The sequence below is a fragment of the Brevundimonas nasdae genome (genome assembly GCF_016654005.1).
Taxonomy (GTDB): Bacteria; Pseudomonadota; Alphaproteobacteria; order Caulobacterales; family Caulobacteraceae; genus Brevundimonas; species Brevundimonas nasdae.
Genome location: NZ_JAEPWN010000001.1, coordinates 443,251 through 468,163, shown reverse-complemented (window position 1 = coordinate 468,163; position 24,913 = coordinate 443,251). Strand labels below are relative to the sequence as shown.

Annotated in this window: 20 protein-coding genes; 16 read left to right on the top strand and 4 right to left on the bottom strand. The window is 64.8% G+C overall.

Annotated elements, in window-relative coordinates; genetic code table 11:
- Window positions 1-31 precede the first annotated feature (31 nt).
- The 16 genes from JKF87_RS02270 to JKF87_RS02195 all read left to right on the top strand — a co-directional run bounded on the left by JKF87_RS02270 (window position 32) and on the right by JKF87_RS02195 (window position 22,405).
- Window positions 32-2,293 (top strand): beta-glucosidase family protein, encoded by a 2,262-nt coding sequence (locus tag JKF87_RS02270; RefSeq protein WP_236261029.1) that lies wholly within the window; start codon window positions 32-34, stop codon window positions 2,291-2,293.
- Window positions 2,294-2,363: 70 nt separating this feature from the next.
- On the top strand, window positions 2,364-5,507 hold the full coding sequence (locus JKF87_RS02265) for a TonB-dependent receptor (protein ID WP_201096880.1): 3,144 nt from the start codon (window positions 2,364-2,366) through the stop codon (window positions 5,505-5,507).
- 158 nt (window positions 5,508-5,665) lie between these two features.
- Entirely contained in the window at window positions 5,666-7,198 is a 1,533-nt protein-coding gene (locus JKF87_RS02260) for a tryptophan halogenase family protein (RefSeq protein WP_201096879.1), read from the top strand.
- 67 nt (window positions 7,199-7,265) lie between these two features.
- Complete coding sequence (locus JKF87_RS02255) at window positions 7,266-8,309, top strand: LacI family DNA-binding transcriptional regulator (protein WP_275945209.1); 1,044 nt, start codon at window positions 7,266-7,268, stop codon at window positions 8,307-8,309.
- 76 nt (window positions 8,310-8,385) lie between these two features.
- Window positions 8,386-9,090, top strand: a complete 705-nt coding sequence (locus JKF87_RS02250; protein ID WP_201096878.1) for a helix-turn-helix domain-containing protein — start codon at window positions 8,386-8,388, stop codon at window positions 9,088-9,090.
- A gap of 53 nt (window positions 9,091-9,143) precedes the next feature.
- On the top strand, window positions 9,144-9,491 hold the full coding sequence (locus JKF87_RS02245) for a hypothetical protein (protein ID WP_201096876.1): 348 nt from the start codon (window positions 9,144-9,146) through the stop codon (window positions 9,489-9,491).
- A 51-nt stretch (window positions 9,492-9,542) separates the two neighbouring features.
- Window positions 9,543-10,013 carry a hypothetical protein gene (locus JKF87_RS02240; RefSeq protein ID WP_201096874.1) on the top strand — a complete coding sequence of 157 codons (471 nt, stop codon included), beginning with the start codon at window positions 9,543-9,545 and terminating at the stop codon, window positions 10,011-10,013.
- A 163-nt stretch (window positions 10,014-10,176) separates the two neighbouring features.
- Complete coding sequence (locus JKF87_RS02235; protein ID WP_201096873.1) at window positions 10,177-10,659, top strand: hypothetical protein; 483 nt, start codon at window positions 10,177-10,179, stop codon at window positions 10,657-10,659.
- A gap of 102 nt (window positions 10,660-10,761) precedes the next feature.
- Window positions 10,762-12,072 carry an outer membrane beta-barrel protein gene (locus JKF87_RS02230; protein ID WP_201096872.1) on the top strand — a complete coding sequence of 437 codons (1,311 nt, stop codon included), beginning with the start codon at window positions 10,762-10,764 and terminating at the stop codon, window positions 12,070-12,072.
- Window positions 12,073-12,108: 36 nt separating this feature from the next.
- Window positions 12,109-14,388 carry a GumC family protein gene (locus JKF87_RS02225; protein ID WP_201096871.1) on the top strand — a complete coding sequence of 760 codons (2,280 nt, stop codon included), beginning with the start codon at window positions 12,109-12,111 and terminating at the stop codon, window positions 14,386-14,388.
- A 10-nt stretch (window positions 14,389-14,398) separates the two neighbouring features.
- Complete coding sequence (locus JKF87_RS02220) at window positions 14,399-15,769, top strand: O-antigen ligase family protein (RefSeq protein ID WP_201096870.1); 1,371 nt, start codon at window positions 14,399-14,401, stop codon at window positions 15,767-15,769.
- 92 nt (window positions 15,770-15,861) lie between these two features.
- A complete protein-coding gene (gene msrA, locus JKF87_RS02215) occupies window positions 15,862-16,512 on the top strand; it encodes a peptide-methionine (S)-S-oxide reductase MsrA (RefSeq protein WP_201096867.1) in 651 nt (216 codons plus the stop codon).
- Between the two features lie 88 nt (window positions 16,513-16,600).
- Entirely contained in the window at window positions 16,601-17,929 is a 1,329-nt protein-coding gene (hglS, locus tag JKF87_RS02210) for a 2-oxoadipate dioxygenase/decarboxylase HglS (protein ID WP_201096865.1), read from the top strand.
- Window positions 17,930-18,012: 83 nt separating this feature from the next.
- The gene (locus JKF87_RS02205; protein WP_307417248.1) at window positions 18,013-19,854 is read left to right on the top strand and encodes an acyltransferase family protein; all 1,842 of its coding nucleotides are present in this window, start codon (window positions 18,013-18,015) and stop codon (window positions 19,852-19,854) included.
- Between the two features lie 150 nt (window positions 19,855-20,004).
- Window positions 20,005-21,957 (top strand): glucans biosynthesis glucosyltransferase MdoH, encoded by a 1,953-nt coding sequence (mdoH, locus tag JKF87_RS02200; protein ID WP_201096862.1) that lies wholly within the window; start codon window positions 20,005-20,007, stop codon window positions 21,955-21,957.
- A gap of 130 nt (window positions 21,958-22,087) precedes the next feature.
- Window positions 22,088-22,405 (top strand): hypothetical protein, encoded by a 318-nt coding sequence (locus JKF87_RS02195; protein ID WP_201096861.1) that lies wholly within the window; start codon window positions 22,088-22,090, stop codon window positions 22,403-22,405.
- Between the two features lie 12 nt (window positions 22,406-22,417).
- On the opposite strand, the gene JKF87_RS02190 is transcribed toward JKF87_RS02195, so the two are convergent.
- The 4 genes from JKF87_RS02190 to JKF87_RS02175 form a co-directional block, all read right to left on the bottom strand.
- On the bottom strand, window positions 22,418-22,702 hold the full coding sequence (locus JKF87_RS02190) for a GNAT family N-acetyltransferase (protein ID WP_201096860.1): 285 nt from the start codon (window positions 22,700-22,702) through the stop codon (window positions 22,418-22,420).
- Window positions 22,703-22,762: 60 nt separating this feature from the next.
- Complete coding sequence (locus JKF87_RS02185) at window positions 22,763-23,542, bottom strand: hypothetical protein (RefSeq protein ID WP_201096858.1); 780 nt, start codon at window positions 23,540-23,542, stop codon at window positions 22,763-22,765.
- Window positions 23,543-23,630: 88 nt separating this feature from the next.
- Entirely contained in the window at window positions 23,631-24,029 is a 399-nt protein-coding gene (gene folB / locus JKF87_RS02180; RefSeq protein WP_201096856.1) for a dihydroneopterin aldolase, read from the bottom strand.
- A 4-nt stretch (window positions 24,030-24,033) separates the two neighbouring features.
- On the bottom strand, window positions 24,034-24,786 hold the full coding sequence (locus tag JKF87_RS02175; RefSeq protein WP_201096853.1) for an SDR family oxidoreductase: 753 nt from the start codon (window positions 24,784-24,786) through the stop codon (window positions 24,034-24,036).
- Between the last annotated feature and the right edge of the window lie 127 nt (window positions 24,787-24,913).

The window sequence follows — 24,913 nt, the reverse complement described above, 5'->3', positions numbered from 1 at the left end:
GTCGGGGGTCGCCTGAATGTTTAAAAAATCCATGCTCATCAGCACGTTCGCCCTTGTCATGGCGGCAGGCCTGAGCGCCCCCCATGGCGCGTCGGCGGACACCGCCGCCCCTGAAACCGCTGCGCCAAATCCCCAGGCCATCGCTGCACGCGCTACCGCCCTGGTCGGCCAGATGACGCGCGACGAGAAACTGCAGCTGATCCACGGCTATTTCCCGCCCTTCGCCGACCGCACGCCCGGCGCCCCCGTCGCCGACATGATTCCGTCCGCTGGCCACATCCCCGGCATCCCCCGCCTGGGCATTCCCGACCTGCGCGAGTCAGACGCCAGCCTGGGCGTCGCCAACCAGGTCGAACAACGCAAGGGCGACGTCGCCACCGCCCTGCCCTCCAGCCTGACCACCGCCGCCTCATTCGATCCTGAAATCGCCTATGCAGGCGGCGTCATGATCGGCGGCGAGGCGCGCGCCAAGACGTTCAACGTGCTGCTTGCGGGCGGCGTGAACCTGACCCGCGACCCTTGGGCGGGCCGGAATTTCGAATATCTGGGCGAAGACCCGCTGCTGGCCGGCATTCTGGTCGGCGACCACATCCGCGGCGTCCAGTCGAACAACATCGTCGCCACCATCAAACATTTCGCCTTCAACTCTCAGGAGACGGGGCGAATGATCATGGACGCCCGTCTGGACGAGGCCGCGCTGCGTGAAAGCGACCTTCTGGCCTTCCAGATCGGGATCGAGCGCGGCCATCCCGGCTCGGTCATGTGCGCCTACAACAAGATCAACGGCGACTGGGCCTGCGAGAACGACTTCCTGCTGAACCATGTGCTGAAGGGCGACTGGAAGTACGACGGCTGGGTCATGTCCGACTGGGGCGCCGTCCATTCGACCGAAAAGGCTGCGCTGGCGGGTCTGGATCAGGCGTCCGGTCAGGAACTGGACCGCGCCCTCTATTTCGACGCCCCATTCCGTGAAGCTCTGGACGCGGGCCGCATTCCCGAAGCCCGCCTGGACGACATGGCGCATCGCGTCGTGGTCGGCCTGATCAAGGGCGGCGTGCTGGATGCGCCGGTCGTGAAGACCGAACAGCCCATCGACTACGCCGCCAACGCCGAGGTCGCGCAACGCGCCGCCGAGGCCGGCATCGTCCTGCTGCGTAACGAAGGCGGCTTGCTGCCTCTGGCCAAGACCGCGCAGAAGATCGTGCTGATCGGCGGCCATGCCGATGTCGGCGTCCTGTCGGGCGGCGGCTCGTCTCAGGTGCGTTCGGTCGGCGGTGCGCCGGTCGAAATCCCGCTGACCTCGGGTGCGGCGGCGTCGTTCGCGCGCATCACCTGGCATGCCTCGTCGCCGTTGAACGCCATCCGCGCCCTGTCGCCCAACGCCACCGTCACCTACATCGACGGCAAGGACGCCGCGGCCGCAGCAGCAGCCGCCCGCAGCGCGGACCTGGCCATCGTCTTCGCGACCCAGTGGACGACTGAGGCCGAGGACGTCGAGAACCTGTCCCTGCCTGACAATCAGGACACCCTGATCGACGCCGTGACCGGCGCCAACCGCAAGACCGTCGTGGTGCTGGAGACGGGCGGTCCGGTGCTGATGCCCTGGCTGAACAAGACCCCTGCCGTCATCCAGGCCTGGTATCCGGGCCAGCGCGGCGGCGAAGCCATCGCCCGCATCCTGTTCGGCGACGTCAACCCGTCCGGCCGCCTGCCGATCACCTTCCCGGCCTCCGCCGACCAACCGCCGCGTCCTGTCGTGCCAGGTCTGGCCGAGCTTCAGGCCGTTGACGCCGCCGCCGCCGCCAACCCCGGCGCCCCGCAGGTCGAAGGATTGAAGCCGTTCACCGTCGAATATCCGGAGGGCGCCGATGTCGGTTACCGCTGGTACGCGCGTCAGGGTCTGAAACCCCTGTTCCCGTTCGGCCATGGCCTCAGCTACACCCGCTTCGCCTATTCCAACCTGACGACGTCGACCACTGACGGCCTGACCGTCAGCGTGGACGTGACCAACACCGGCTCGCGCGCCGGGGCCGAGGTTCCCCAGCTGTATGTCGCGCCTGCGAACGCCGCCAACCCGCGTCGCCTGGCCGCCTTCGCCAAGGTGACGCTGCAGCCGGGCGAGACGCGCCGGGTCACCCTGCACGCCGAACCGCGCATCCTGGCCAACTACGACACGGCCCTGCCCGGCTGGCGCATCGCCCAGGGCGATTACCGCATCAGCGTGGCGCGTGACGCCGCCGACACGGGGCTGCACGCCGACGTCCAACTTTCCGGGTCGACCATCAGACCTTGAACCCAAAGCCGCATAACAAACCGCGGCGCCACGAGGAGGGATAACCAAAATGAGAATTCACAAGAGGCCCATGTTGGCCGCCTTGCTGGCCAGTTCGGCGCTCGTCGCGCCGGCCTACGCCCAGACCGCTGATCAGGACGCGACCGAGGTCGGCGAAATCGTCGTCACCGGCATCCGGGCGTCCCAGGCCAAGTCGATCGACATCAAGCGCAACGAAACTGCGCTTGTCGACGCCATCTCGGCTGAAGACATCGGCAAGCTGCCCGACGTCACCGTCGCCGACGCCCTTCAGCGCGTCGCGGGCATTCAGATCCAGCGGAATGCTGGTGAAGGCTCGACCGTCAATATCCGCGGTCTGCCGCAAGTCATCACCCTGCTGAACGGCGAACAGTATCTGGCACCCGGCAACCTGGGCAGCGCCCAGCCGAACCTGAACGACGTGCCGTCGCAGCTGATGAACTCGATCGTCGTCTTCAAGTCGCAGGACGTCCGCAACGCCCTGTCCGGCATCTCTGGCACCATCGACCTGCGCACACGTCGTCCGATGGACTTCAAACGTGGCGCCACTGTCTACACGGCAGCAGAATATCAAACCGGGGATCGCACGGCGGAGAGTGACTATCTACTGAACGGTTTGCTGAACTGGCGCGGCGACCGCTTCGGCGCCATGCTATCGGGCGTCGTCAGCAACTCGAATCTGGGCAACAACTACTCCGGCATCAGCCAGGGCGTCCTGATCGGCAACAACGACTGGAACGGCCCGAACGATCCACCGTCGCCGAACTGGCTGTCGCCTCATGGCTATGACAGCTTCAGTCGTGTGGTCGAGCGCGACCGCTACAGCCTGAACGGCGCCTTCCAGTATGATATCGAAGACGGCATCCGCCTGACGGGCGAAGTCTTCTATACGCACCAGAAGGAATACAATCGCGCTGCGGGTCTGAACATCTCCAATCGCTGGCAAGGCCCCAAGTGGACCACGCCGACCCAGTTCACCGAAACGGGCGTGAAAGGGACCAACGGCTCGCCCTGGCTGAACGTCAGTGAGTACGACCTCGACGTCTGGTGGATGAACTCCTTCACCGTCAACCGCGTGACAGAGAACGAGTCGACCAACTTCAATTTGGAACTGGATTACGACAAGGGCGGTCCTTTCACCTTCAACGCTCGCGCCATCAAGGCCAACGCCTCACTGCTCAGCATGAACGGACAAGTGCAGGGCGACCTGTCGAACTGGCAGTATTCGCCGGACCGACAGTTCACTCTGTTCCGGCAGGAAGGCGACCGCACGCGGGGCACCTTCTATCCGTCCTCCATCGCCAGCCAGTATCCGGCATCCCAATACTCGAACGGCGTGATCGGCTCTCAGGGCGGCCGTTACATCAACCCCAACCCGCTGGGCGTCGGCGAAGATCCGATGGTCCATATCAACGTGGGCGGCGACAAGTTGGTCTGGAGCGGTTTCGACCGAAATATCACGGGCGGCCTCGGCAATGTGCCGTTGAGCGACTACATGTCGAACCTCGACAGCTACACTGTCGGCGCCTATTCGTCGGAAGGTAACCAACGCAATGAGTCCGACCTGACGGTCGTTCGTTTCGACGGTTCGTACGAGTTCCAGCAGGCGCCGGCCTTTGGCTTCCTGACACGCGTGGACGCTGGCATCCGCCACAGCGCACGTGAAGTGAAGATCACCAACTTCCACCTATTCTCGAACTTCTACGCCGGACAGGGCGATGGAAATCAAGAGGGCTGCGCCGCCCAGTGGAAGGCCATCGATGTGGTGATGGACAGTACTCAGTGCCGATCGGGCGAGTTCGTCTCCAATCCCAGCTTTGACCCCAGCAAGGCGATCGCTTCGACCCCCGGGATCTGCACCGGCGGCGCCGTGGCCAACGCTCCAACCTGTTTCCAGGGCTATACGGTCAATCGTCCTTCGCTGCTGAAGTCGAACAACAACACCTACTTCCTGTCCGACTACGGCTCGATCACCGGCGGCCTGCCCGGCGTGTGGGTGGCCAATCCGCGTGACTTCGACGATGTCGTCGCTTTCCAGAACCGCGTCTTCGGCAACGCCTTCGAAGTCATTGTTCCCGGAAATTCTTATGACGTCGATCTCTACGAAGACGCCGCATACGTGAACGGCGTGATCGAGTACGGCAAATTGCACGGCGACGTCGGCGTGCGCATGGTTCGCACCGAACTGCGGGCGCGTCAGAATCTGACCGGTGATGTGCGCGCCTACGGCGACACCAACTTCGATGTCGGCGACACGATCTCCAGCCGCAGCTATACGGACTGGCTGCCCACGGCGAACCTGGCTTACCACTTCAGCGACAAGCTTCGTCTGCGAGCCGCCTTCGCCAAAACGATGATTCCTTTGGATTTGGGCAACTACGGCGGCGGCGTGACGATCGCCACCGCCGACTCGGCCGGCCCGACGCCGGACGATCCGACAGCGTCTCCCGTGGGCGTTCGTCGCGTCACCGGCGCGACGCTAGGCGGCACGGTTGATCTGGACCCTTGGCGGTCAACCAACTACGATGTGGCGCTGGAGTACTATTACGGCCCCGCGACGATGTTCAACATCGCCGCATTCCGCTTGAACATCGACAGCTTCGTCACTCGCGCCGACATTCCCAACAGCGGTTCGTATGCAGACGGTGACGGCATTGTTCGCCGCCTCGTCAACGTCAATCGTCCCATCCAAGGCGCCGGGGGCGAACTGCAAGGCATCGAAATCGGCGCCAAGCTTGGTCTGTCGGACTTCATTGACACGCCCATCTGGTCCGATTTCGGTTTCGATGGCAGCTTCACCTTCTCGGACAGCAAGCAGTCTGGCCATACGTTAACGGGCGAAAACCTGCCCTTCCCGGACAACTCCAAATACTCGTTCAACGCCGCCATCTGGTATCAGGGCGACCGTCTGCAGGCACGTGTCGCGTACAACTACCGCACGCCGCGTCTGTCGGGCACATTTGGAGACGCCAATAGCGACCATGGCGCCATCGCGGTCTATCAGGACACAGCCCAGTATGTGGACGCGAACATCACCTATGATGTGAACGACATGGTCACGATCTACGCCAACGGATCGAACATCTTCGGCGAAATCGAGGAATACTACCTGGAGTTCGAGAAGGGCCAGAAACAGTTCCACAGCCGCAACCAGTTCGAACCCCGTTACTCGATCGGCATTCGTGCGCGCTTCTAAGTCTCTTTCCTGAGCAACTGGCCGGCGATGACTTCTGTTGTCGCCGGCCTCTTTTTTCGCCTACCAAGACTATCGAGGGCATGACGGCGACGCCGCCGGAATGCCTGACATCCCAAAGTTTCTCTTGGTCCGTTAACGGACCAATATGTGAGGCCGTCATGGACCCGTCCCGTCGCCCCCTGAAGAAAATCTGCATCGTCGGCGGAGGCTCCGCAGGCTGGATCGCGGCTGCGGCCCTTTCACATCAGTTCCGTGGCCGGATGGCCGAGATTGAACTGGTCGAGTCAGACGACATCGGCATCGTTGGGGTGGGGGAATCCACCATCCCCCCCTTCCTGCAGATGCTGGCCCGCCTAGGCATCAATGAACAGGATTTTCTGAAAGAGGTTCAGGGCAGCTTCAAACTGGGCATTCTGTTCAAGGACTGGAAGTTGAAGGGTGAGGATTACATCCATCCCTTCGGCCGTTTCTCCGAGATCATCGGCGGCGAGGACTTCTATCAGGTCTGGCTGCGCGCGCGCGCCGAAGGCTATGGTGGTGAACTGCAGGACTTTGTTCCCGCCTCTGGCATGATCCGCAACGACCGTTTCATGCTGCCGTTCAAGGCGCCCCGCACCCCCATCGCCGACGCCTCCTACGCCGTCCACATCGACGCCAGGAAGATGGCCCGCTACCTGCGCCGCTTCGCCGAAGCCCGCGGCGTCGTCCGCACCGAGGGCATGGTGGACCGGGTGGCTCAAAGGCCCGATGGCTTCGTCGAGGCCGTGGTTTTGAAAGACGGGCGGCGGATCGAGGCAGATTTCTTCATCGACTGCACCGGCTTTCGCGCACTGTTGATCAGCAAGACGCTGGGCGTCGGCTATCATGATTGGTCGCCTTGGCTCCTCTGCAACCGCGCCGTCGCTCTGCAGGTCACCAACCCCACCCCGCCAGGCCCCTACACCCTGGCCCACGCCCAGGACGCGGGCTGGTGCTGGCGTATTCCACTGCAGCAGCGCAGTGGCGTCGGATATGTCTTCTGTGACCGCTACTGCAGCGATGACGAGGCCCTGGCCACCCTGTTGAAACAGGCCGATGGCGAGCCCGTCGTCGATCCCTGGATCATCCCCTTCAAGACTGGCATGCGTGAGAAGCTATGGGACAAAAACGTCCTGTCGCTGGGTCTTGCGGGCGGCTTCATCGAGCCGTTGGAATCCACGGCCCTGCACCTGATCTACCGGGGAATGGACCTGTTCCTGCGCTTCCTGCCCGACGCCGACTGCGATCCGAACCTGATCACCGAATACAATAGGCGCATGACTGAGGACTATGAGGAAATCCGCGATTTCGTCATCATGCACTATGCGATGACCCAGCGAGACGACAATGCTTTCTGGCGCGAAATCCGCGCCATGAAGATGCCGGAAAGTCTAAGCAGCAAGATCGAACTGTTCAAGGTCAACGGCACGGTGCGCGAAGGCGTAGACCTGATGTTCAGGAATCTGGCGTGGCAATCGGTGCTGGAAGGCATGGGCGTGCGGCCGCGCGTCTATCATCCGCTGACGGACCGTGTTCCGTTCGAGGGGGTTCCTCACCATCTTGATCAGGCCGCCAGCGCGGTCGTCCGGGCCATCCAGGCCCTGCCAACGCACGGCGACTTCCTGCGCGACCACTGCACGGCGCCGTCGCCGGAATGGCTGGCGCCCGTGTAGGATGCGATCCGACTTTCGTACGGTGAAGACCGGCTCTATGTAGAGCTGGAAATAAGGAAGCTGTCGTTTGCGCCGAGCGGTTACAATCAAACACGTCGCTGCAGAGGCTGGCGTGTCGCTTCAGACCGTCTCTCGGGTGATGAACAAGGAGCCGAACGTGCGTCCGGTCGTGCAGGAGCGCGTTCTGGCCGCCGTGGCCAAGCTCGGTTACGTGCCCAGCCTGGCGGCGCGGCGCATGGGCGGCTCGCGCTCCTTCCTGCTGATGGCGCTGAACGACAAGGAACGCACCATCGAGGGCTGGCGCTCGGGCGAAGGCACGGACTGGGTCGACCAGATGCTGATGGGCGGCATGTTGAAGTGCGAGACGCACGGCTATCGCATGATCTTTGAACTGGTCGACACCGGGTCCGAACATGTCGAACGTGAAGTGACGGCGGCCATTTCGGCCCTGCACCCTGACGGCGTGATCCTGACGCCGCCGCACTCCGACAACCCCGTCATCACGGGCCTGCTGTCCAAGCTGGGCCTGCCCTTCGCCCGCATCGGCTCTGTGGCCACGGGCGACGGCTTCTCGATCTCGATGGACGACGGCAAGGCGGCCGAGTTCGCCACTCGCCGCCTGCTGGAGTTGGGCCATACCCGCGTCGCCTTCATCACCGGCAGCGACCAGTATGTGCTCAGCGGCGCCCGGCTGGATGGCTATCGCGAGGCGATGAGGTCGTCCATTGGCGGACTTGATGAAGCCCTGATCGGACGCGGCGACTTCAGCTATGAGTCCGCAGTCGACGCTATGGAGACCCTGCTGGCCCTGCCCTCGCCGCCCACCGCCGTCGTCGCCAGCAACGACCGCATGGCGCTGGCCGCCCTGCGCACCGCCGAGAAGCACGGCCTGTCCGTGCCGCAAGACCTGTCTGTGATCAGCTTCGACAATACGCCCCTGGCCAGGTTCGCCGACATGTCGTCTGTAGTTCAGCCTATCGCCGAAATGACCTCGACAGCCGCTGACCTGCTGATCCGGTTCAAGAGCGGCGTCCCCGACCTTCCCGACAGCAGCGTGGTCGCCTTCGACTTTGTCGAACGCGGATCGACCGCTTCAAGATGCGCGGGCTGAATCAGACCCATGCCACCGAATCGAGCTTTGCCGTCAGGGGTGGACGCCGCCCCTGAGAAGGCATTAACCTTTTAAAATGACGCCGCTTGCCGAAAACAAGCCAGGACCCGCCAACCTGCTGACCGATCGCGAGCGCGAAGTGATGGCCTATGTCGCCGCCCACTATCGCAGCAAGCAGATCGCCCGGCTCACCGGCAAGGCGCCCAAGACGATCGACGCCCAGGTCGCCAGCGCCTGCAGGAAGCTGGGCGTCGCATCCCGTGACGAGGCCGTGCGGCTGCTGCTTGATGAAGGCGCGCTCCAGCCCATGGGGGAAAATCCCTATAGGGAATCAGACGCAATAGGCGCGGACATGATTGTCGGCTTTCCTCCACCTGTTCACGTGGAGGGAACAAATGACGATGACAGACCACGCTCGGCAACCGATCTCGCCGGACGACCTGATGCCCCCGATGACCTACGGCGACTTCCAGAAGGCTCTGGAGCTGGTGGCGTCGGGACGTACGCACCGGAACATGATCCCGTTCCTGGTGTCCGCCCTGCAACAACAGGCGCCCTTTCTGTCCGGACAGATGTTGATGTTCGAGATCCTGTGCTCGGCGTCCTGCCTGTCAGACCTGCCGAAGAGACCGCTCCACAGTTAAGCCCTGTCGGTCGCCCGTTTCTGCGACTACTGACAGCCGTCGGCATCGCGCTTGGACTGGCGATCATCGTGCCTGCGGCGCTTTACGGCGCAGTCTCCTTGCAGAGACTCGTCCAGTCGATCCAAGCGCAGCCCTGAATCCCGTCAAAATTCAACCTCAGCAAACCGCCGTCGCGCGGTGGAGCCCCCTCATGTCCGATCAACTGCAGGCCGCAGCCCGCGTGGCCGCCATCATCAATGAAGCCGAACGCGCGATGGATGACGCGATGTCGCGCGCCTCGCTTCTCGTCGCCGAACTGCCGCAGCTGCAAATTCAGGCCGGCGTGAACGGCGCCTGGGCTCAACCCGCCGTCGCCTCTGTCTGCTCCGCACTGACCGACATGACCACGGCGCGCGGCTCCCTGATTGAGGCGCACCGAAGCCTGTCGGCGGTGCAGCGCAAACTGGGCATCACGGTCGCCGAGATTCCAGGCAACTCGAAGGAACGCCCGACAAGACCCACAGCCGAAACTGAAAACATCGTCCAACTGCGCGCCTGACGCCTTTACCGTTCCCACCCGCTTGTTCATGGTGGCCTAGGGAGGGTCGCCATGGACCTGCTGCAGGCGCTCGCCACGCTCTATCAAATCCTCGGCTTTTTCGCGGGCTTCATCGTCATCGGCCTCGCACTGGTTCTGGGCGGGCCGCCGCACCGCGCCTGTGCAATCATCGCATTGTTTGACGCACTTGGCCTGTACGTCCTGATGTCTGCTTTGGATTTAGATCAGGTGGACTGGATGGTCCAGGTTCGGTCGATCCTCGTCTTTCTGGCGTACGGCCTGGTTGTCTTCCGCTGGAGCGACCGCTGGCTTGTCCTTCTGATGGGGCTTCAAGGCTTCGCCGTCCTCATGCATCTGTCCAACCTGCTCGACGACAGCATCCACGCGTCCACCACCAGCCTGCTGCTTAATGCCACAGGGTGGTTGATGCTGATCTTGCTAGCAACAGCCTCAGTCGCCCACGCCTTTCAACGAAGTGACGCAAAACGCAGTTACAGGAACATCGACCCGTCAATACCTTAGGCTTTGACAAGGTTAATGAATGCGGCTTCAGACAAGCTGAACCGTTTCCTTTTCGCAACAGCAAAAAACATCACCGCCAAGCTCTTTGAATAACGCTGGCATTAAGCTAGACGGTTCGGGCATAGTGCACACACTAACTTAACCACCTATCGGAGGGGCTACCATGTACAAGTCCGTTCTTATCGCTGCAGCCATGCGCGCATTTGCGCTGGCGGCTGGCACGGCTGTCGTGGCCGTTCCCGCCATGGCCGTCGCACAAGATCAGGTCGCGGCGCTGAGCACTGCAATCCAGGCTGCGGTCGTCCAGGCCCAAGCCAACGCCGCCGCTCAAGGTCTTTCGGCCGAACAAACCCAGGCTGCTGTTGAAGCCGCCATCCAGCAAACCATCGCCGTCAGCGGTGCAAGCCCCGCGACAGCTACGGCTGCTCTGGGCGCTGCCCGCGCCGCACTGGCCGCTTCGGGCGCCCTGTCGCCGGCCGCCGCTGCAGCCGTCGGCTCGGTTCAATCCCAAGTTTCGACAGCCGCGAACCCGACCGGCGCTGCTGCAGCTTCGGGCGGCGCCGTCGGCGGCGCTCCGCTTGGCGCTCCGCCTTCGGCGGGCGGCGGCGGCGGCGGCGGCTCGGACTATCGTCCGCCCAACAACTAATCTGTGTCGGGCCGGATTCGACATCCGGCCCGATCCTTAATTCAAGCTGCATATGAAACGAGCCGATTCGCTTGGCTCGCCCTATAAGATTTAGAGGTTACCATGTCCGTGATGCGGAAAGGGCTGGCGCTTGTCGCGGCCGTGACCACGATTGCCCCCGCCGGCATGGCTTCGGCGCAATCGTCCAACAGCGCACTTCGCGCCGCCTTGGCTCAGTCGGGAGATCTGTTCGCCCGTGACCGTGCAGTCGCTGTGCGTGACCGCGCTCACCCCGAATATGAAGCTCTCGGCCTGCCGGCCGGCGCCTTCACCGTCTTCCCGCGCCTTCAGGCCGACGTCGAGTTCAACGACAACGTCTACGCCACCGAAAACGGCGCTGTGGACGACATTATTTTCCGCGTTAAGCCTGAACTGGCTGTGGAATCCGGCTGGTCCCGCCACTTCCTTCAGGCCTATGTGCGCGGCGATTTCAGCCGCTATTCGGATTACGGCACTGAAGACACCAACAACTGGGGCATCGGCTCCTCGGGTCGGGTGGATATCAATCGCGCCGCCAATATCGCCTTCGGCGCCGACTATGCGGAGCTGACGGAGCCCCGCACCTCGTCGAACACCCCGGTCGCCAGTGCAAAGCCGATCGAATATGACCTGACGCAGGCCTTCATCGCAGCCACGCGCGTCACTGGCCGTCTGAAGCTGTCGGGTCGCGGTGATTTCCGCTCGTTCGACTATCGCAATGGTGAAACCCTTTCGGGCGCCGTCATTGACCAGACCAACCGCGACCGTGACGTCTCGAGCCTGTCGGGCCGCGTCGATTACGCTTTCAGCCCCGCGACCGCCTTCTTCGTGCAGGTCACTGGCAATGACAGAAGCTACAAGGTCGCTTCGACCCCAACCGATCCGAACCGCGACTCCTCGGGATATGAAGCTCTGGTCGGCGTCAACTTCGAAGTCGGCGCCGTCGCCCGCGGCGAGCTCGCCGTCGGCTACATCAGCCAAGAGTATGACAGCGCCGCCTTCAGCAACATCGACGGCTTCGGCGCCCGCGCCCAAGTGCAGTGGTTCCCCACGGAACTGACGACCTTCACGGTCACCGGTTCGCGCACCATCGAAGATTCCGGCATTGTCGGCTCGGGCGGCTATCTGTCGAACGGCGTGGGCCTGGCTGTGGATCATGAACTGCTGCGCAACGTGATCCTGAGCGCCAACACCAACTTCAGCCGCGACGAGTACAACGGCATCGATCGCGATGACGACCGGTTCAGCATCGCTGCGGGCGGCACCTATCTGCTGAATCGCAACCTGGGCGTCAGCGTCACCGCCAGCCACCTGAAGCAGTCCTCGGACGGCGCCAACGCGGGCGTGAAGTACAACGTGAACCGCGTCATGCTCTCCTTGGTCTCACAGTTCTAAGCGTAAGGCTGTCATTTCCGACAGCATGGTCTCCTCATGAATCAGATTTTCGACGCGCGCTCGGCACAAGCCGGTTCACGGGGCGAGCCTTCGGGTGAATGGGGAGAGGGAGGCGGCTGGTCCGCCTCCCTCGGCCAGGCGATTGATCTTCATCGCCTGATCGCCGTCTTCCGCCGTCGGTTGAAGCTGTTTCTGGCTGTCGCCATTCTGGTGATGGTGGCGACCATCGTCGTCACGGTTCAGGCGACGCCGCTCTACACCGCCACCGCCAATCTGATGATCGACACCCGCAAGGCTCAAGTTGTCGATTCTGCAGCGGTGCTTTCCGGCCTGTCGGCGGACTCCAGCGTCGTCGACACCGAAGTCGAAATCCTGAAATCCCGCCAGTTGGCTGAGCGCGTCGTCGACACGCTGAAACTGCAGGACGATCCCGAATTCAACAATGCGCTGGGCAACCCGGGCCCGATCAAGTCGGTCATCGGCGGCATCGGCGTCCTGTTCGGCGCAGCCGCCCCTGACGCGGCCCGCGACCGTCTCGACGCTGTCGCCGCGCAGAAGGAGAAGGAACAGGTCGTTGATGCGGTGCTGAAGCGCCTGAGCATCCGCCGCGCCGGTCTGACCTATGTGATGAACGTCGGCTTCGCGTCGGAAGACCCGGCCAAGGCTGCGCGCATCGCCAACACCTTCGCCGATCGTTATCTTCTGGAGCAGTTGGAAGCCAAGTTCGACGCCACCCGTCAGGCCAACGTCTGGCTGAACGATCGCCTCGGCGAACTGCGCGTTGAAGTGCAACAGGCCGATGCGGCTGTGGCCCAGTACCGCGCCGCCAACAACCTGTTGAGCTCGCAAGGCGCCACCCTGACCGAGCAGGAAATCTCGACCTACAACCAACAACTGGCCACCGTCCGCGCCCAGCAGGCTGAAGAGGAAGCCCGTCTGCGCACTGCACGGGGTCAGCTGGCCGCCGGTTCGACCGGCGAAGACGTCGGTGAAGCCCTGGGCTCCCAGGTCGTGCAGCAACTGCGCGCGCGCCGCGCCGAGGTTTCGGGCCGGGTCGCCGACCTGTCCAGCCGCTATGGCCCCCGCCACCCCGACATGCTGCGCGCCCAACGCGAACTGGCCGATATCGACAGCCAGATCCAGGCCGAGATCCAACGCATCATCTCCAACCTGGAAGCCCGCGTTCAGGTGGCCCGTGAACGCACCAGCTCCATGGCGTCCAGCCTGGGCGGCGCCCGCGGCACCCTGGCCGCCAACAACGCGGCCGGCGTCCGTCTGTCGGAACTGGAGCGCAACGCCCAGTCCGTCCAGACCCTGTACCAGAGCTTCCTGGACCGCTTCAAAGAGACCAGCGCCTCGGAAGGCATCGAACAGTCCGACGCCCGCGTCGTGTCGCGCGCCAAGATCCCGACCAAGCCGTCTTCGCCCAACATCCCGCTGAACCTGGCCCTGGGCTTTGTGCTGGCCATCGGCGGCGGTCTGGCAGGCGTGGTCCTGGCTGAAATGCTCGACTCGGGCCTGACCACGGCCGAGGACGTGGAGCGCAAGCTGGGCCTGCCGAACCTCGGCTCGGTGCCGATGATGTCTTCGGTCGCCGATCCGGTGGACCGCGACGAAACCCCGGTCGACTATGTCCTCAAGAAGCCGCTGTCCGGTTTCGCGGAGTCGGTCCGCGCCCTGCGCGCCTCGATCCTGTATTCGCGCGTCGGCAAGCAGACCAAGGTCATCACCATGACCTCCGCCCTGCCCGCTGAAGGCAAGACCACGACCTCGGTCTGTCTAGCGCGCGTCGCCGCCCAGTCGGGCGCCCGCGTGGTTCTGGTCGACTGCGACCTGCGTCGCCGCAACGTCAACCGACTGCTGGGCGTCGAGCCTGAGAAGGGCCTGATCGAGGTTCTGAACCGCAGCGCCACCCTGGACCAGGCTCTGCTGCTGGACGAACCGTCCGGCGCCTATGTCCTGCCGCTGGCCAAGAACAGCTTCACGCCCAAGGACGTGTTCGGCTCCGAGGCCATGACCCAGTTGATCGCAACCCTGCGTGAAAGCTTCGACCTGGTCATCCTGGACACCGCGCCGGTTCTGGCCGTCGCCGACACCCGCGTTCTGGCCTCGCGTTCGGATGCGACCGTGGTTCTGGCCCGCTGGCGCAAGACGCCTGAAAAGGCCATCGCGAACGCCCTGAAACTGCTTGAGCAATCCGGCGCCCACGTCTCGGGTCTGGCCCTGACGCAGGTCGATATGAATGCCCAGGCCCGCTACGGCTACGGCGACTCCGGCTACTATTATTCCGAATATAAGAAGTACTACGCCTCCTGAGGCGGACTGAATGTCTGAGACCTCACATCGTCGTCGTCGCCGTTCCACGGCGTTTGCCGGGCCGTCCTCTAAGGGCGGCCCGGAGCGCGTTGATTGGCGCAGTCGCATCGTGCTGGGCGTCGTCCCAGCCCTGCTGTTCGCGGCCCACCTGACCTTTGGCGCCAACCATGTCGCCGCGGCCCAGTGGCTGAGCGTGGTGCTGGGCCTGTTGCTGGTTGCGGCTTTGGCCGCGCCGCCTGCGCGCATCGGGCTTTTTGACCTGAAGCCGGTCTGGCCGCTGGCCGTTCTGTTCCTGATCACACTGGGCGTGGCGGCCTGGAGCCTGACGCCATTCACGCCCGGCGGACCTCATCCGATCTGGGCCTGGGCGGACATGGCCGGATCGTCGACCGTGAACCGGTCGGCGACCATTCTCGAAATGACCAAGCTGGTGGGCCTGGGCTGCGTCTTCGTCCTGGGTTGTCTGCAAGGCGCCCGGTCGGACCGGGCGCGCGCAACGGTCGATGTTCTGCTGGCGCTCGGCGCCGTCTATGCGGCCATAGCCTTGCTGAGCTTCCTGTCCGGGGGGCAGATCATGGCGGGCGGGCGTCTGTCGGGCGGCTTCCTCAGCGCCAACAGCGGCGCCTCGGTCTTCGGCATTCTAACCGTCATCGGTCTGGCCAATCTGCTGCGCCGCTGGCGTCAGGCCAAGGGCACGGACGTCATGAAACAACTGGGCGAAGTGGCTGTGCCGCTGGCCTATGTCCTGCTGTTCGTCACCTGTGTGGTGCTAACGGCTTCGCGCATGGGCGTGGCGGCGACCGTCGTCGCGGCGGGCGTGCTGCTGCTGTGGGACATGATCGAGAACAAGGGCCGCCGTCTGCCGGTGCTGATCAGCGGCGCCGTGCTGCTGGTCGTCGGCGCCGTTCTGCTGCTTGGCGGCAATGATCTGTTGTGGTCGCGTTTCGATGCTCTGGATCGCGACACTCTGGTGCGGACCAGCATCTTCACCGCCCACTGGCAGGCCTTCCTGGATTCGCCGCTGTTCGGATACGGCCTGGGCACGTTCAACGACGTGAACAGCCAGATCATGACGGCGGAGAACTACAAGGATCTCTGGCTGATCCGCGCGACCCACAACCTCTATATCCAGTGGCTGGAAGAGGCAGGCATTGTCGGGGCCACGCCGATGTTCCTGCTGATCGGGGTTATCATCGCCGTAGGCGTCTGGCGCACGGGCAAGGTCCGCAAGGGCCAGACGACGGCGCGCGGTCTGGTCGCCGCCAGCCTGGTGGTGCTGATCCACGGCACGACAGACTACGCCTTGCAGACGCCGTCCATCGCGGCCTTCTGGGCCTTCCTGCTGGGTCTTCAGTTCGCCTTCGGCCAAAGCCGCGCCTGACAAAGGTCGCGGCGAACGCCTTCTCCCGCTGGGCAAGTCGATCCGACGTCCCCATATGGGCGCTGAAGACGATTGCCGAAAAGGAACGCTCCATGCTGTTCACCAAGACCGCCGAACTGCCGACGCCGGAAACCGCCCTGCCCGGCCGCGCCACGCCGCTGCATACGGACGAGGTGCATTTCGTCACGGGCCGCCCGCTGAAGGGCCCACACCCCGAGGGGTTCCAGACCGCCCTCTTCGGCATGGGCTGTTTCTGGGGAGTCGAGCGAATCTTCTGGAACCTGCCCGGCGTCTGGGTCACCTCGGTCGGCTATTCTGGCGGCATCACGCCCAACCCGACATATGAAGAAACCTGCACAGGACGCACGGGCCATACGGAGGTGGTTCAGGTCGTGTTTGATCCGAAGGCGACCTCATATGCCGAACTGCTGAAGGCCTTCTGGGAGAACCACGACCCGACCCAGGGCATGCGCCAGGGCAATGACATCGGCACCACCTATCGCTCGGCCATCTACACCCTGAACGACGAACAGCAGCGTGAGGCCGAGGCGTCGCGCGACGCCTATCAGACCGCTCTGACCAAGGCGGGGCGCGGCGTCATCACCACCGAGATCGAACCCGCCGGCGTCTATTATTTCGCCGAGGACTATCATCAGGGCTATCTGGCCAAGAACCCCAATGGCTATTGCGGCATTGGCGGCACCGGCGTGGTCTGCCCCCTCGGCGTCGGCGTTCAGGCCTAACCGCGTCCGACAAAACGCCCCAGGTCGCCGGGTTTCGCCCGGCGACCTGCCGGGGTAGGGATGGGTCAAAACACCAAGGGAGCCGTCCATGTCCGCCTTCGTCCATCCTGACGAAATCCGCAGCCGTTTCTCGGCCGCCCTGTCGGCCATGTACCGCGCCGAGGTGCCCCAATACGGCGACCTGCTGACCCTGGTGGCGGACATCAACGCCCAGACGCTGAAGACCGACACCGCCAACGCCGACCGGCTGGCGGCGTCAGGCGAACTGGCGCGCCTGTCGCAGGAACGGCACGGCGCCATCCGCGTCGGCACGGCGGACGAACTGGCCACCATCGCCCGCGCCTTTGCAGTCATGGGGATGGAGCCTGTCAGCTATTACAACCTCGCACCCGCTGGCGTGCCGGTTCACTCCACCGCCTTCCGGCCTGTCGATCCGGCCGCCCTGGCGCGCAATCCGTTCCGGGTTTTCACGTCCCTGCTTCGGCTGGAGCTGATCGAGGACGAAGCCCTGCGTGAAGAGGCCGCGGCGACCCTGGCGCGGCGCGACATCTTCACCCCCGGCGCGCGCGAACTGATCGACACGGCGGAACGGATGGGCGGCCTGGACGAGGCGCAGACAGATCTGTTCGTCGCCGAACTGCTGGAGACCTTCCGCTGGCACGCCCAGGCCACCGTCAGCGCGGAAACCTATGAGCGTCTGGTCGCCGCCCACCGCCTGATCGCCGACGTCGTCAGCTTCAAGGGCCCGCACATCAACCACCTGACGCCGCGCACGCTGGACATCGACGCCGCGCAGGCCGCCATGCCCGCGCGCGGCATCACGCCCAAGGAGACCATCGAAGGTCCGCCTGCCCGCGAATGCCCCATCCTGCTGCGCCAGACCAGTTTCAAGGCGCTGCAGGAGCCGATCACCTTCCCGTCCGACGCCGGCGCCGTGGCAGGCGCGCACACCGCCCGCTTCGGCGAGATCGAACAGCGCGGCTGCGCCCTGACCCCGACAGGCCGCGCCCTGTATGACGAAGCCCTGGCCAATAAGGACTTCTCCGCCCTGCCCGACGACTGGACCGCCATGCGTCGCGAAGGCCTGGGCTGGTTCCGCTATCGCGCGACGCCGCAGGGTCTGGCCGCGCGGGCCGAGACCGATGATCTGGAAGCCCTGATCGACCTGGGCCACGTCGTCGCCGAACCCATCACCTATGAGGACTTCCTGCCCGTCAGCGCAGCGGGCATCTTCCAGTCCAATCTGGGAGCTGAGGCGCGGGCGTCCGCCTATGCCGTCGATCCGGCCAAGGCCGATTTTGAAAAGGCGCTGGGACGGCCGGTCCAGGACGAGATGGCGCTGTATCAGGCCGCGCAGGACGCCTCGATCGCCGCCACCCTGACCGCCCTCGGCCTTGCGCAACCTGAAGCCGTTTGAGCGGCAAGCCACAACCCAGACCGGCTCAAGCGAGACCATTCGCCCGCTTGCTTGACCGTACGGAGCGGATCATAGACGCGCCCGTGACCTCGTCTTCCGCCCCGTCTGCGCGTCGCTATGATCTGGACTGGATCCGCGTAAGCGCCTTCGCCCTGCTGATCCTGTATCACGTCGGCCTGGTGTACGGCGTCTATGGCTGGCACGTGCACAGCGCCCACACCTTCGAGTGGATGCGCGAGGCGATCCTGATCACCAACCCATGGCGGCTGACGCTGCTGTTTCTGGTGTCCGGCGCGGCCCTGCGGTTCATGACCCTACGCCGAACGCCGCGTGAGGTGACCCGCGCCCGGTTCGCCCGTCTGGTCCCGCCCTTGCTGTTCGGCACGGTGGCGCTGGTGCCGCTGCAGTCGTGGATCGAGGCGCGCGACAAGGCGAACTGGCCCGGCGGCATGGACGGCTATCTGGACTGGATGGCGCGTGAGTTCAGTTGGCGCGGCCTGATGGACGGCGTTCCGGTCAACCATCTGTGGTTCATCGTCTATATCGCCGCCTACAGCGCGGTGACGATCCTGCTGTGGCGCCAACCCGGCCTGATCCCGCGCATCGGCGACTGGCTGGAGCAGCATCTGCGGGGCTGGCGCGTGCTGGTTCTGCCGATCCTCTATCTGATCTTCATCCGCATCGCCCTGTTCCCCTATTTCGGCCTGACCAACACCCTGACGGTGGACTGGTACAATCACGCCCTGTCGCTGGTCGCCTTCATCTTCGGCTTCGCCATCGTGGGCCGCGAGAGCATCTGGCGCGACATGGAGCGGCTGCGCTGGGTCAGCGTGGCCCTGGCCGCCGTCGCCCTGCCGATCATGATGGCCCAGGTCTGGCATCCGGGCGGGCGGGCCTTCTGGGGCGTGCCCAAGGCCATCGTCTATGGCATCGACCAATGGGCGGTGATCACCGCCATCCTGGGCTTTGGCAGCCTGTATCTGCGCGACAGGTCCAGCCCGGTGCTGAAGTATCTGACCGAGGCCACCTTCCCCCTGTATCTGGCGCACCAGACGGTTCTGGTGATCGCGGTCTGGATCATCCGCCCGGCCAATCTGTCGGCGCCGGTGGAGCTTCTGTCGCTGGTGCTGATCACCTTCCTGGGCAGTCTGGCCATCTATGAGGTGGTCAAGCGCATCCCCTTCATCCGGCCGCTGTGGGGGCTGAAGCCGCTGGACGACAAGCCCTGGCCCATCGACCTGCGGCCAGAGGCCAGGACGCCCTATCGTCGTCGTCGGCATCTGCTGGGCGTCGGGGTGGCAGCCCCCGTGATCGCCCTGCTGGTCGTCGTGGTCGCCATCGCCGCCTATCCCGACTTCAACAACGCCACCCAGTATCTGAGCGAACTGGGCGGGGCCACGGCGCGCAAGCCGATGATCTTCAACGCCGGCCTGTTCGCAGCCGGTATCATGGCGGCTCTGGCGGGGATCGGTTTCGGCCTGACCATCTATGCTTTGACGCGCGCACGCATCCCCGCCGCCGTCATCGCCATCGTCTTCATTCTGGCGGGCGCAGGCCTGTCGCTGTCGACCCTCTATCCATGGCCGGACCCGCGCCACATGGTCATCAACCTGGGTCTGGGCATCCAGTTGGCGCCCCTGCTGCTTCTGTGGGGCCTGGCCGCGCGAAACGACCTGACGCGGTTGAAGATCTTCCTGGCCGTGACCTTCGTCCTGATGGCCATCTTGACCGTCATGACCAAGCATCTGGTCTTCCCCGGCACGGTCAATGACGCCAATGTCGGGTGGTGGGAGCGAATCTACGCCATTGTCCTAGTATGCTGGGTGGGGGTCGCGGCCTGGGTTCTGGAGCGAAAATTGCGACAACTCGCCATCGAAGCGCCGCTTGACGGCCTTCACGAGGCCGTGATCGCAAATCCGCGGTAGGAATCCACGCTTTTTTTCGCTCAGATCAACATCGCGTGATTGAAAATCGCGCGAATGTGATCGACTATAGGCGAAGTCGCTGCAGTGCAGCATTCCGCGTCGCCCCGCCTTCCGGACGACGAATGGTCATCAGGGGGCATCTTGAACGGCATGACCAAGCTGTCTATCCGCGCTGTCGAACACGCCGACATCCAGAAGACGATCGCACCCTGGGCCTGGCTGCCTGACGAAGCCCCCCTGGAGATGCCGCGCCAGTCGCTGACGGACACGACCGCCTCGGCGGGATCGGTCACGCCGGTCACCTCGCCGCGCAACATCGCCATGCGCCGCCTTATGCTGCTGGCCGGAACCCTGTTCATGGCCGGTCTGTCGGCCATCGCCCCCTTCTATCTGTATGCGCGTGAAGGCTGGGACGGCACCGAGATGCTGGCCTTCGGCATCTTCATGGTGCTGATCACCGCCATCTCCTGCTGGTTCGTCAGCGGCCTGATGGGTTTGGTCGTCATGCTGCGCGGCAAGGACCAGGCCGACCTGATGTTCGCCGCCCACCCGCAGACGCCGCGCACCCGCACCGCCCTGCTGATGCCGCTGTACAACGAAGACGCCCGCGCCTCGTTTGCGCGCCTGGCCCAGATCGACGCCTCGCTGGCGCGCCTCGGCGCATCGGCCGCCTTCGACATCTTCGTGCTGAGCGACTCGACCAAGGAAGAGGCCATCACCGCCGAACTGTCGGTGTTCCAGTCCTTCCGCATGAACGCGGGGTCCAAGGCCTTCTATCGCCGCCGCACCGACAATGCCGAACGCAAGGTCGGCAACCTGTCGGAATGGATCCGCCGCTTCGGCGCCGCCTATGAGAACATGATCGTTCTGGACGCCGACAGCACCATGGCGGGCGAAACCCTGCTGCGCATGGTTGACGCCATGGAGCGCAACCCCGGCGTCGGCATGATCCAGACCGCACCGGTCATCATCAAGGCCCGCACCATCTTCGCCCGCGTGTCGCAGTACAGCGTGCGCCTGTACGGTCGCGTCGCCGCCGCAGGTCTAGCCTACTGGACCGGTTCGGAATCCAGCTACTGGGGCCATAACGCCATCATCCGCACGCGCGCCTTCGCAGCCTGCTGCGGCCTGCCGTCGCTCAAGGGCAAGAAGCCCTTCGGCGGCCATATCCTGAGCCATGACGTGGTCGAGGCCGCCCTGATCCGCCGCGCGGGCTGGGCCGTCCACGTCACCGCCGCCCTGGACGGATCGTGGGAGGAGACCCCGCCCTCGATCACCGACTTCATCCGTCGCGATCACCGCTGGTTCCAGGGCAACCTGCAGCACCTGGGCCTGATCGGCGCCAAGGGCCTGTCGCCCATGAGCCGCCTGCAGCTGGTGATGGGCTGCATGGCCTATCTGTCGTCGCCCCTGTGGCTGGCGTCGTTGATGGTCGGCCTGTTCATCCAGATGTTCTATCCGGTGGACTGGACCAGCTTCTTCTACATCCTGAACCCGCAGTTCACGCCTTTCATGCTGGCGTCCTTCCTGTCGGGCGTGCTGCTGATCGGGCCCAAGTTCATGGGCGCCGCACTGGTGCTGAGCCGCCCGGCCGAACGCCGCGCCTTCGGCGGACGCCGCGCCATCGCCAAGGGCATGGCCGCCGAGATCGCCCTGTCGGCCATCCTGGCCCCCATACTGATGGTCGCCAACACCAAGGCCTTCATCCAGATCCTGTCCGGCCACGACGCCGGCTGGACCGCCCAGCAGCGTGAGGCCGACGGCCTGGCCTGGTCCGACGCCTTCCGCGCCATGCGCTGGCAGATGGCCGCCGGCGTGGCCTTCATCATTCCGCTGTGCGTCCGCCCCGACCTGGCGACCTGGTTCGCCCCCATCGTCCTGCCGCTGCTGCTGGCTGCGCCGATCTCAGTGTGGACCTCGCGCGTGCGCTCGGGCGACAGGCTGGCGGCCAAGGGCTTCCTGGTGACCCCGGCTCAGGACGGCGTCAGCGTCAATCCGGCCGTGCTGCACACGCCCCGCTCGCCCCTGCGCGCTGTCGCGGGCGGCGTCCTGGCCCCCGTCGTCGCCCCGGCGATGGTCCCGGCCCGCGCGCCTGAACTGTAAAAAGGTCGCCAAACCGGTGAAAAACGATGCGTCGCGGCCACAGAGCGGACACAACCGTTAAACCGCCGCTCGACGGCGCGCGCGGGAACACGCACCTTGTCAGGGCTCGCGATTAGAAGGAGCCGATTCCATGACTAAGAAGACCGGATCAGACGCCAAGCCCGACCTTCGCCTGGTCGGAACCGAAGCCGCCATCTACGACCTCATGCGCGCGCCTGAGACGACGGGCGAACGCGTCAAACGCCTGCAGCTTGAAGCTCATGCCCTGGCTTTGGAAGAGATCGAACAGCTGGAGCGCCTGCTGCTTCAGGCTGCCGAAAAGGCCAAGGAAATCGCTGGCGGCGGCGACGCCTATCCGGTCGGCGCCCGTGAGATCGCCTCGCGCATCGCCGCCGACTTGCCGACGCGGGCCGAGACCATCAAGACCATCGTCAACCGCATCGGCTGACGATCTGCGCCCTCAGGCCAGCACGTCGTCATAGTCCGGGTGGCGCTTGTGCCAGGCCACGGCGTAGCTGCAGCGCGGGAACAGCATCAGCCCCTTCTCGCGGGCGTATTCCGCCATCGACTGCATGAACTTGGCCGCCGCGCCTGAACCGCGCAGCCCCTGCTCCGCCTCGACGTGCAGGATCATGCGGGCGCCGCCGCGAACGGCGTAGTCCGCCCAAACCTTGCCCGCGCCCGCATCCCCGTCGAAATCCTGCTCGAAGCGGTTCTCGATCGCATCGTCCTTGAACTGACCCATGATGAACTCCTTCGAGCCATCAACAGACGGGGCGGAGGGACGTTCCATCGGGCGGGTGCGTCAGAACAGCAGGGTGCGCGGATTGGCGACGGGCTTGCCGTCCTTCAGCTTCCAGACGCCGGAGGCCCCGCGCGCCAGCACCCACAGCGCCAGCAGAAACAGGACGAAAACCCCGACATTGACGACCACCAGCAGGGCGCCGACCACCGCCGTCACCGCCGCGATCCACAGGGTGCGCTGCTGATAGATGAAATGGCTCCGCGCCAGGGCGTCGTCCGACGCCCGCCGGACCGTCACCGCCAGCAGAGCCAGAACCGCAGAGGCGCCGAAGGTCGGCACCGCCAGAAGGATCAGCACATAGATGGCGTACAGGCCCATGGGCGCAGCCGGGGCGGACGCCTTGCGCTCCGCCTGTTCTTCACGCGCCAGCGCCTCACGCATCGCCGCGACCGGCGCTGCCGACGGAACCGGGCGGTCCGGCTGAAACTGGGTCTGAGGTTCGGTCTGGGCGCGCGCCCGACGCTTACGATCCGCCGAGAACCGCGTCTCCAGCGGCGCGCCGAAGGTTTCCGTCCGGTCGAACGGCCCCGGCTCCAGCGGCTCAACCGGTTCCGCGAAGGCCGGGGTCAGGGGCGCAGGCTCAGGCGGATCAAACAGGTCCGGCTCCCGCTCATCGACCGGGTCGTCGGTCGGCGTGAACACGGGGGTGATGATGGCGTCAGACTGCGCCTCACGCGGTCGGCCCGCCAAGGCGCGCGGCGATGCAAAGCCGACCAGATCATCCAGATCCTGATCGTGGTTTACGCCCGCTGGGCCTTTCGGATCGCCGGGTTCGGCCATGGGTATCGAACGCTTTCTCACGCCGCTCGCGGCTGGGATTCGCAAGCGACAATGGCCGGGTCGCGGGCCAGGCGCAACCGATCAGACGTTAGCGAGACAGCACGATCTCACAGCCCGGCGCGATCACGGCCTGCAAAGCGCCCGGCTTTTCGATCCGCACGGTCGCCTTCTGGACCCGCCGATCGTCCAGACAGGCCCGCGCCAGACGTTCGGCGAAGGTTTCGACCAGGCCGATATGGCCCTCGGCGGCGATGGCGCGGGCCGCATTGGCCACGGTTTCATAGTTGATGGTGTCGCCCAGCCGCTCGATGGGTTTGGGCTCCAGCTCCAGCGACACGTCGATGACCAGGCGCTGAAGACGCCCCTGCTCGTGGTCATAGACGCCGATCCCGGCCTCGACCTCCAACCCGCGCACAAAGACGCTCAGGCGTTCGTAACGCAGCGGCTCATCCGCCGGAAACGGCGACACCGACGACGACTGGACCACGCGGCTACTCCTGGATGTCGGGGGTGCGCCAGGCCAGATGCTGGCCCCCGTCGACGGCGATCATCTGGCCCGTCACCATGCGGGCGTCAATGAGCCACAGCACGGCGTCGGCGACCGCCTCGGGACTGCCGGGGGTTTCCAGCAGGGTGCCGCGCGCTTCGGCGGCGAATTCTTCGGGCGTCTGGTGGATCGACGGCAGGGTCGGCCCCGGCCCCACCCCATTGACGCGGATGCCCGGCGCCAGCGCCTGGGCCAGGGTCTGGGTCGCCCACCAAAGGCCGTTGCGAGACAGGCTGTAGGAGAAGAAGCGCGGGTCCGGCTTCAGCACCTTCTGGTCCAGCAGATTGATGATGACGCCTTGGCTCGTCTGCGCGGCGAAGGTTTCCGCCAGCACCAGGGGCGCCCGCAGATTGGTCTCGACATGGGTGTCCCAGCTTTCGCGGGTCAGGCCGCCGATCCGGTCGTCCTGAAACACCGAGGCGTTGTTGACCAGAACCGTCACCGGCCCCAGCGCCGCATTGGCGGCGGGGATCAGGCCGCGCACGCGGGCCTCGTCCTTCAGGTCGGCCTGCAGCAGACAGGCGCGACGTCCCATGGCCACAATCTCGTCGGCCAGGGACTGGGCCTCGTCGCCCGAGGCATGGTGGTGGATCGCCACGTCGAAGCCGGCCTTTGCCAGCGTCAGGCAGATCGTTCTTCCGATCCTGCGCGCCCCGCCCGTGACCAGCGCGACGCCCCGCAGCGACGGTTCAGTCAACCCGACCGAACTCGAAATAGTTGATGGCCGCGAAGACGGCGATGAAGGCGAAGATGATGCCGAGAGCCAGCATGGGATGCTCCTGTTCGTTCCACCCCGATTAAAGCGGAGCGGCGCGCTGTTCAAG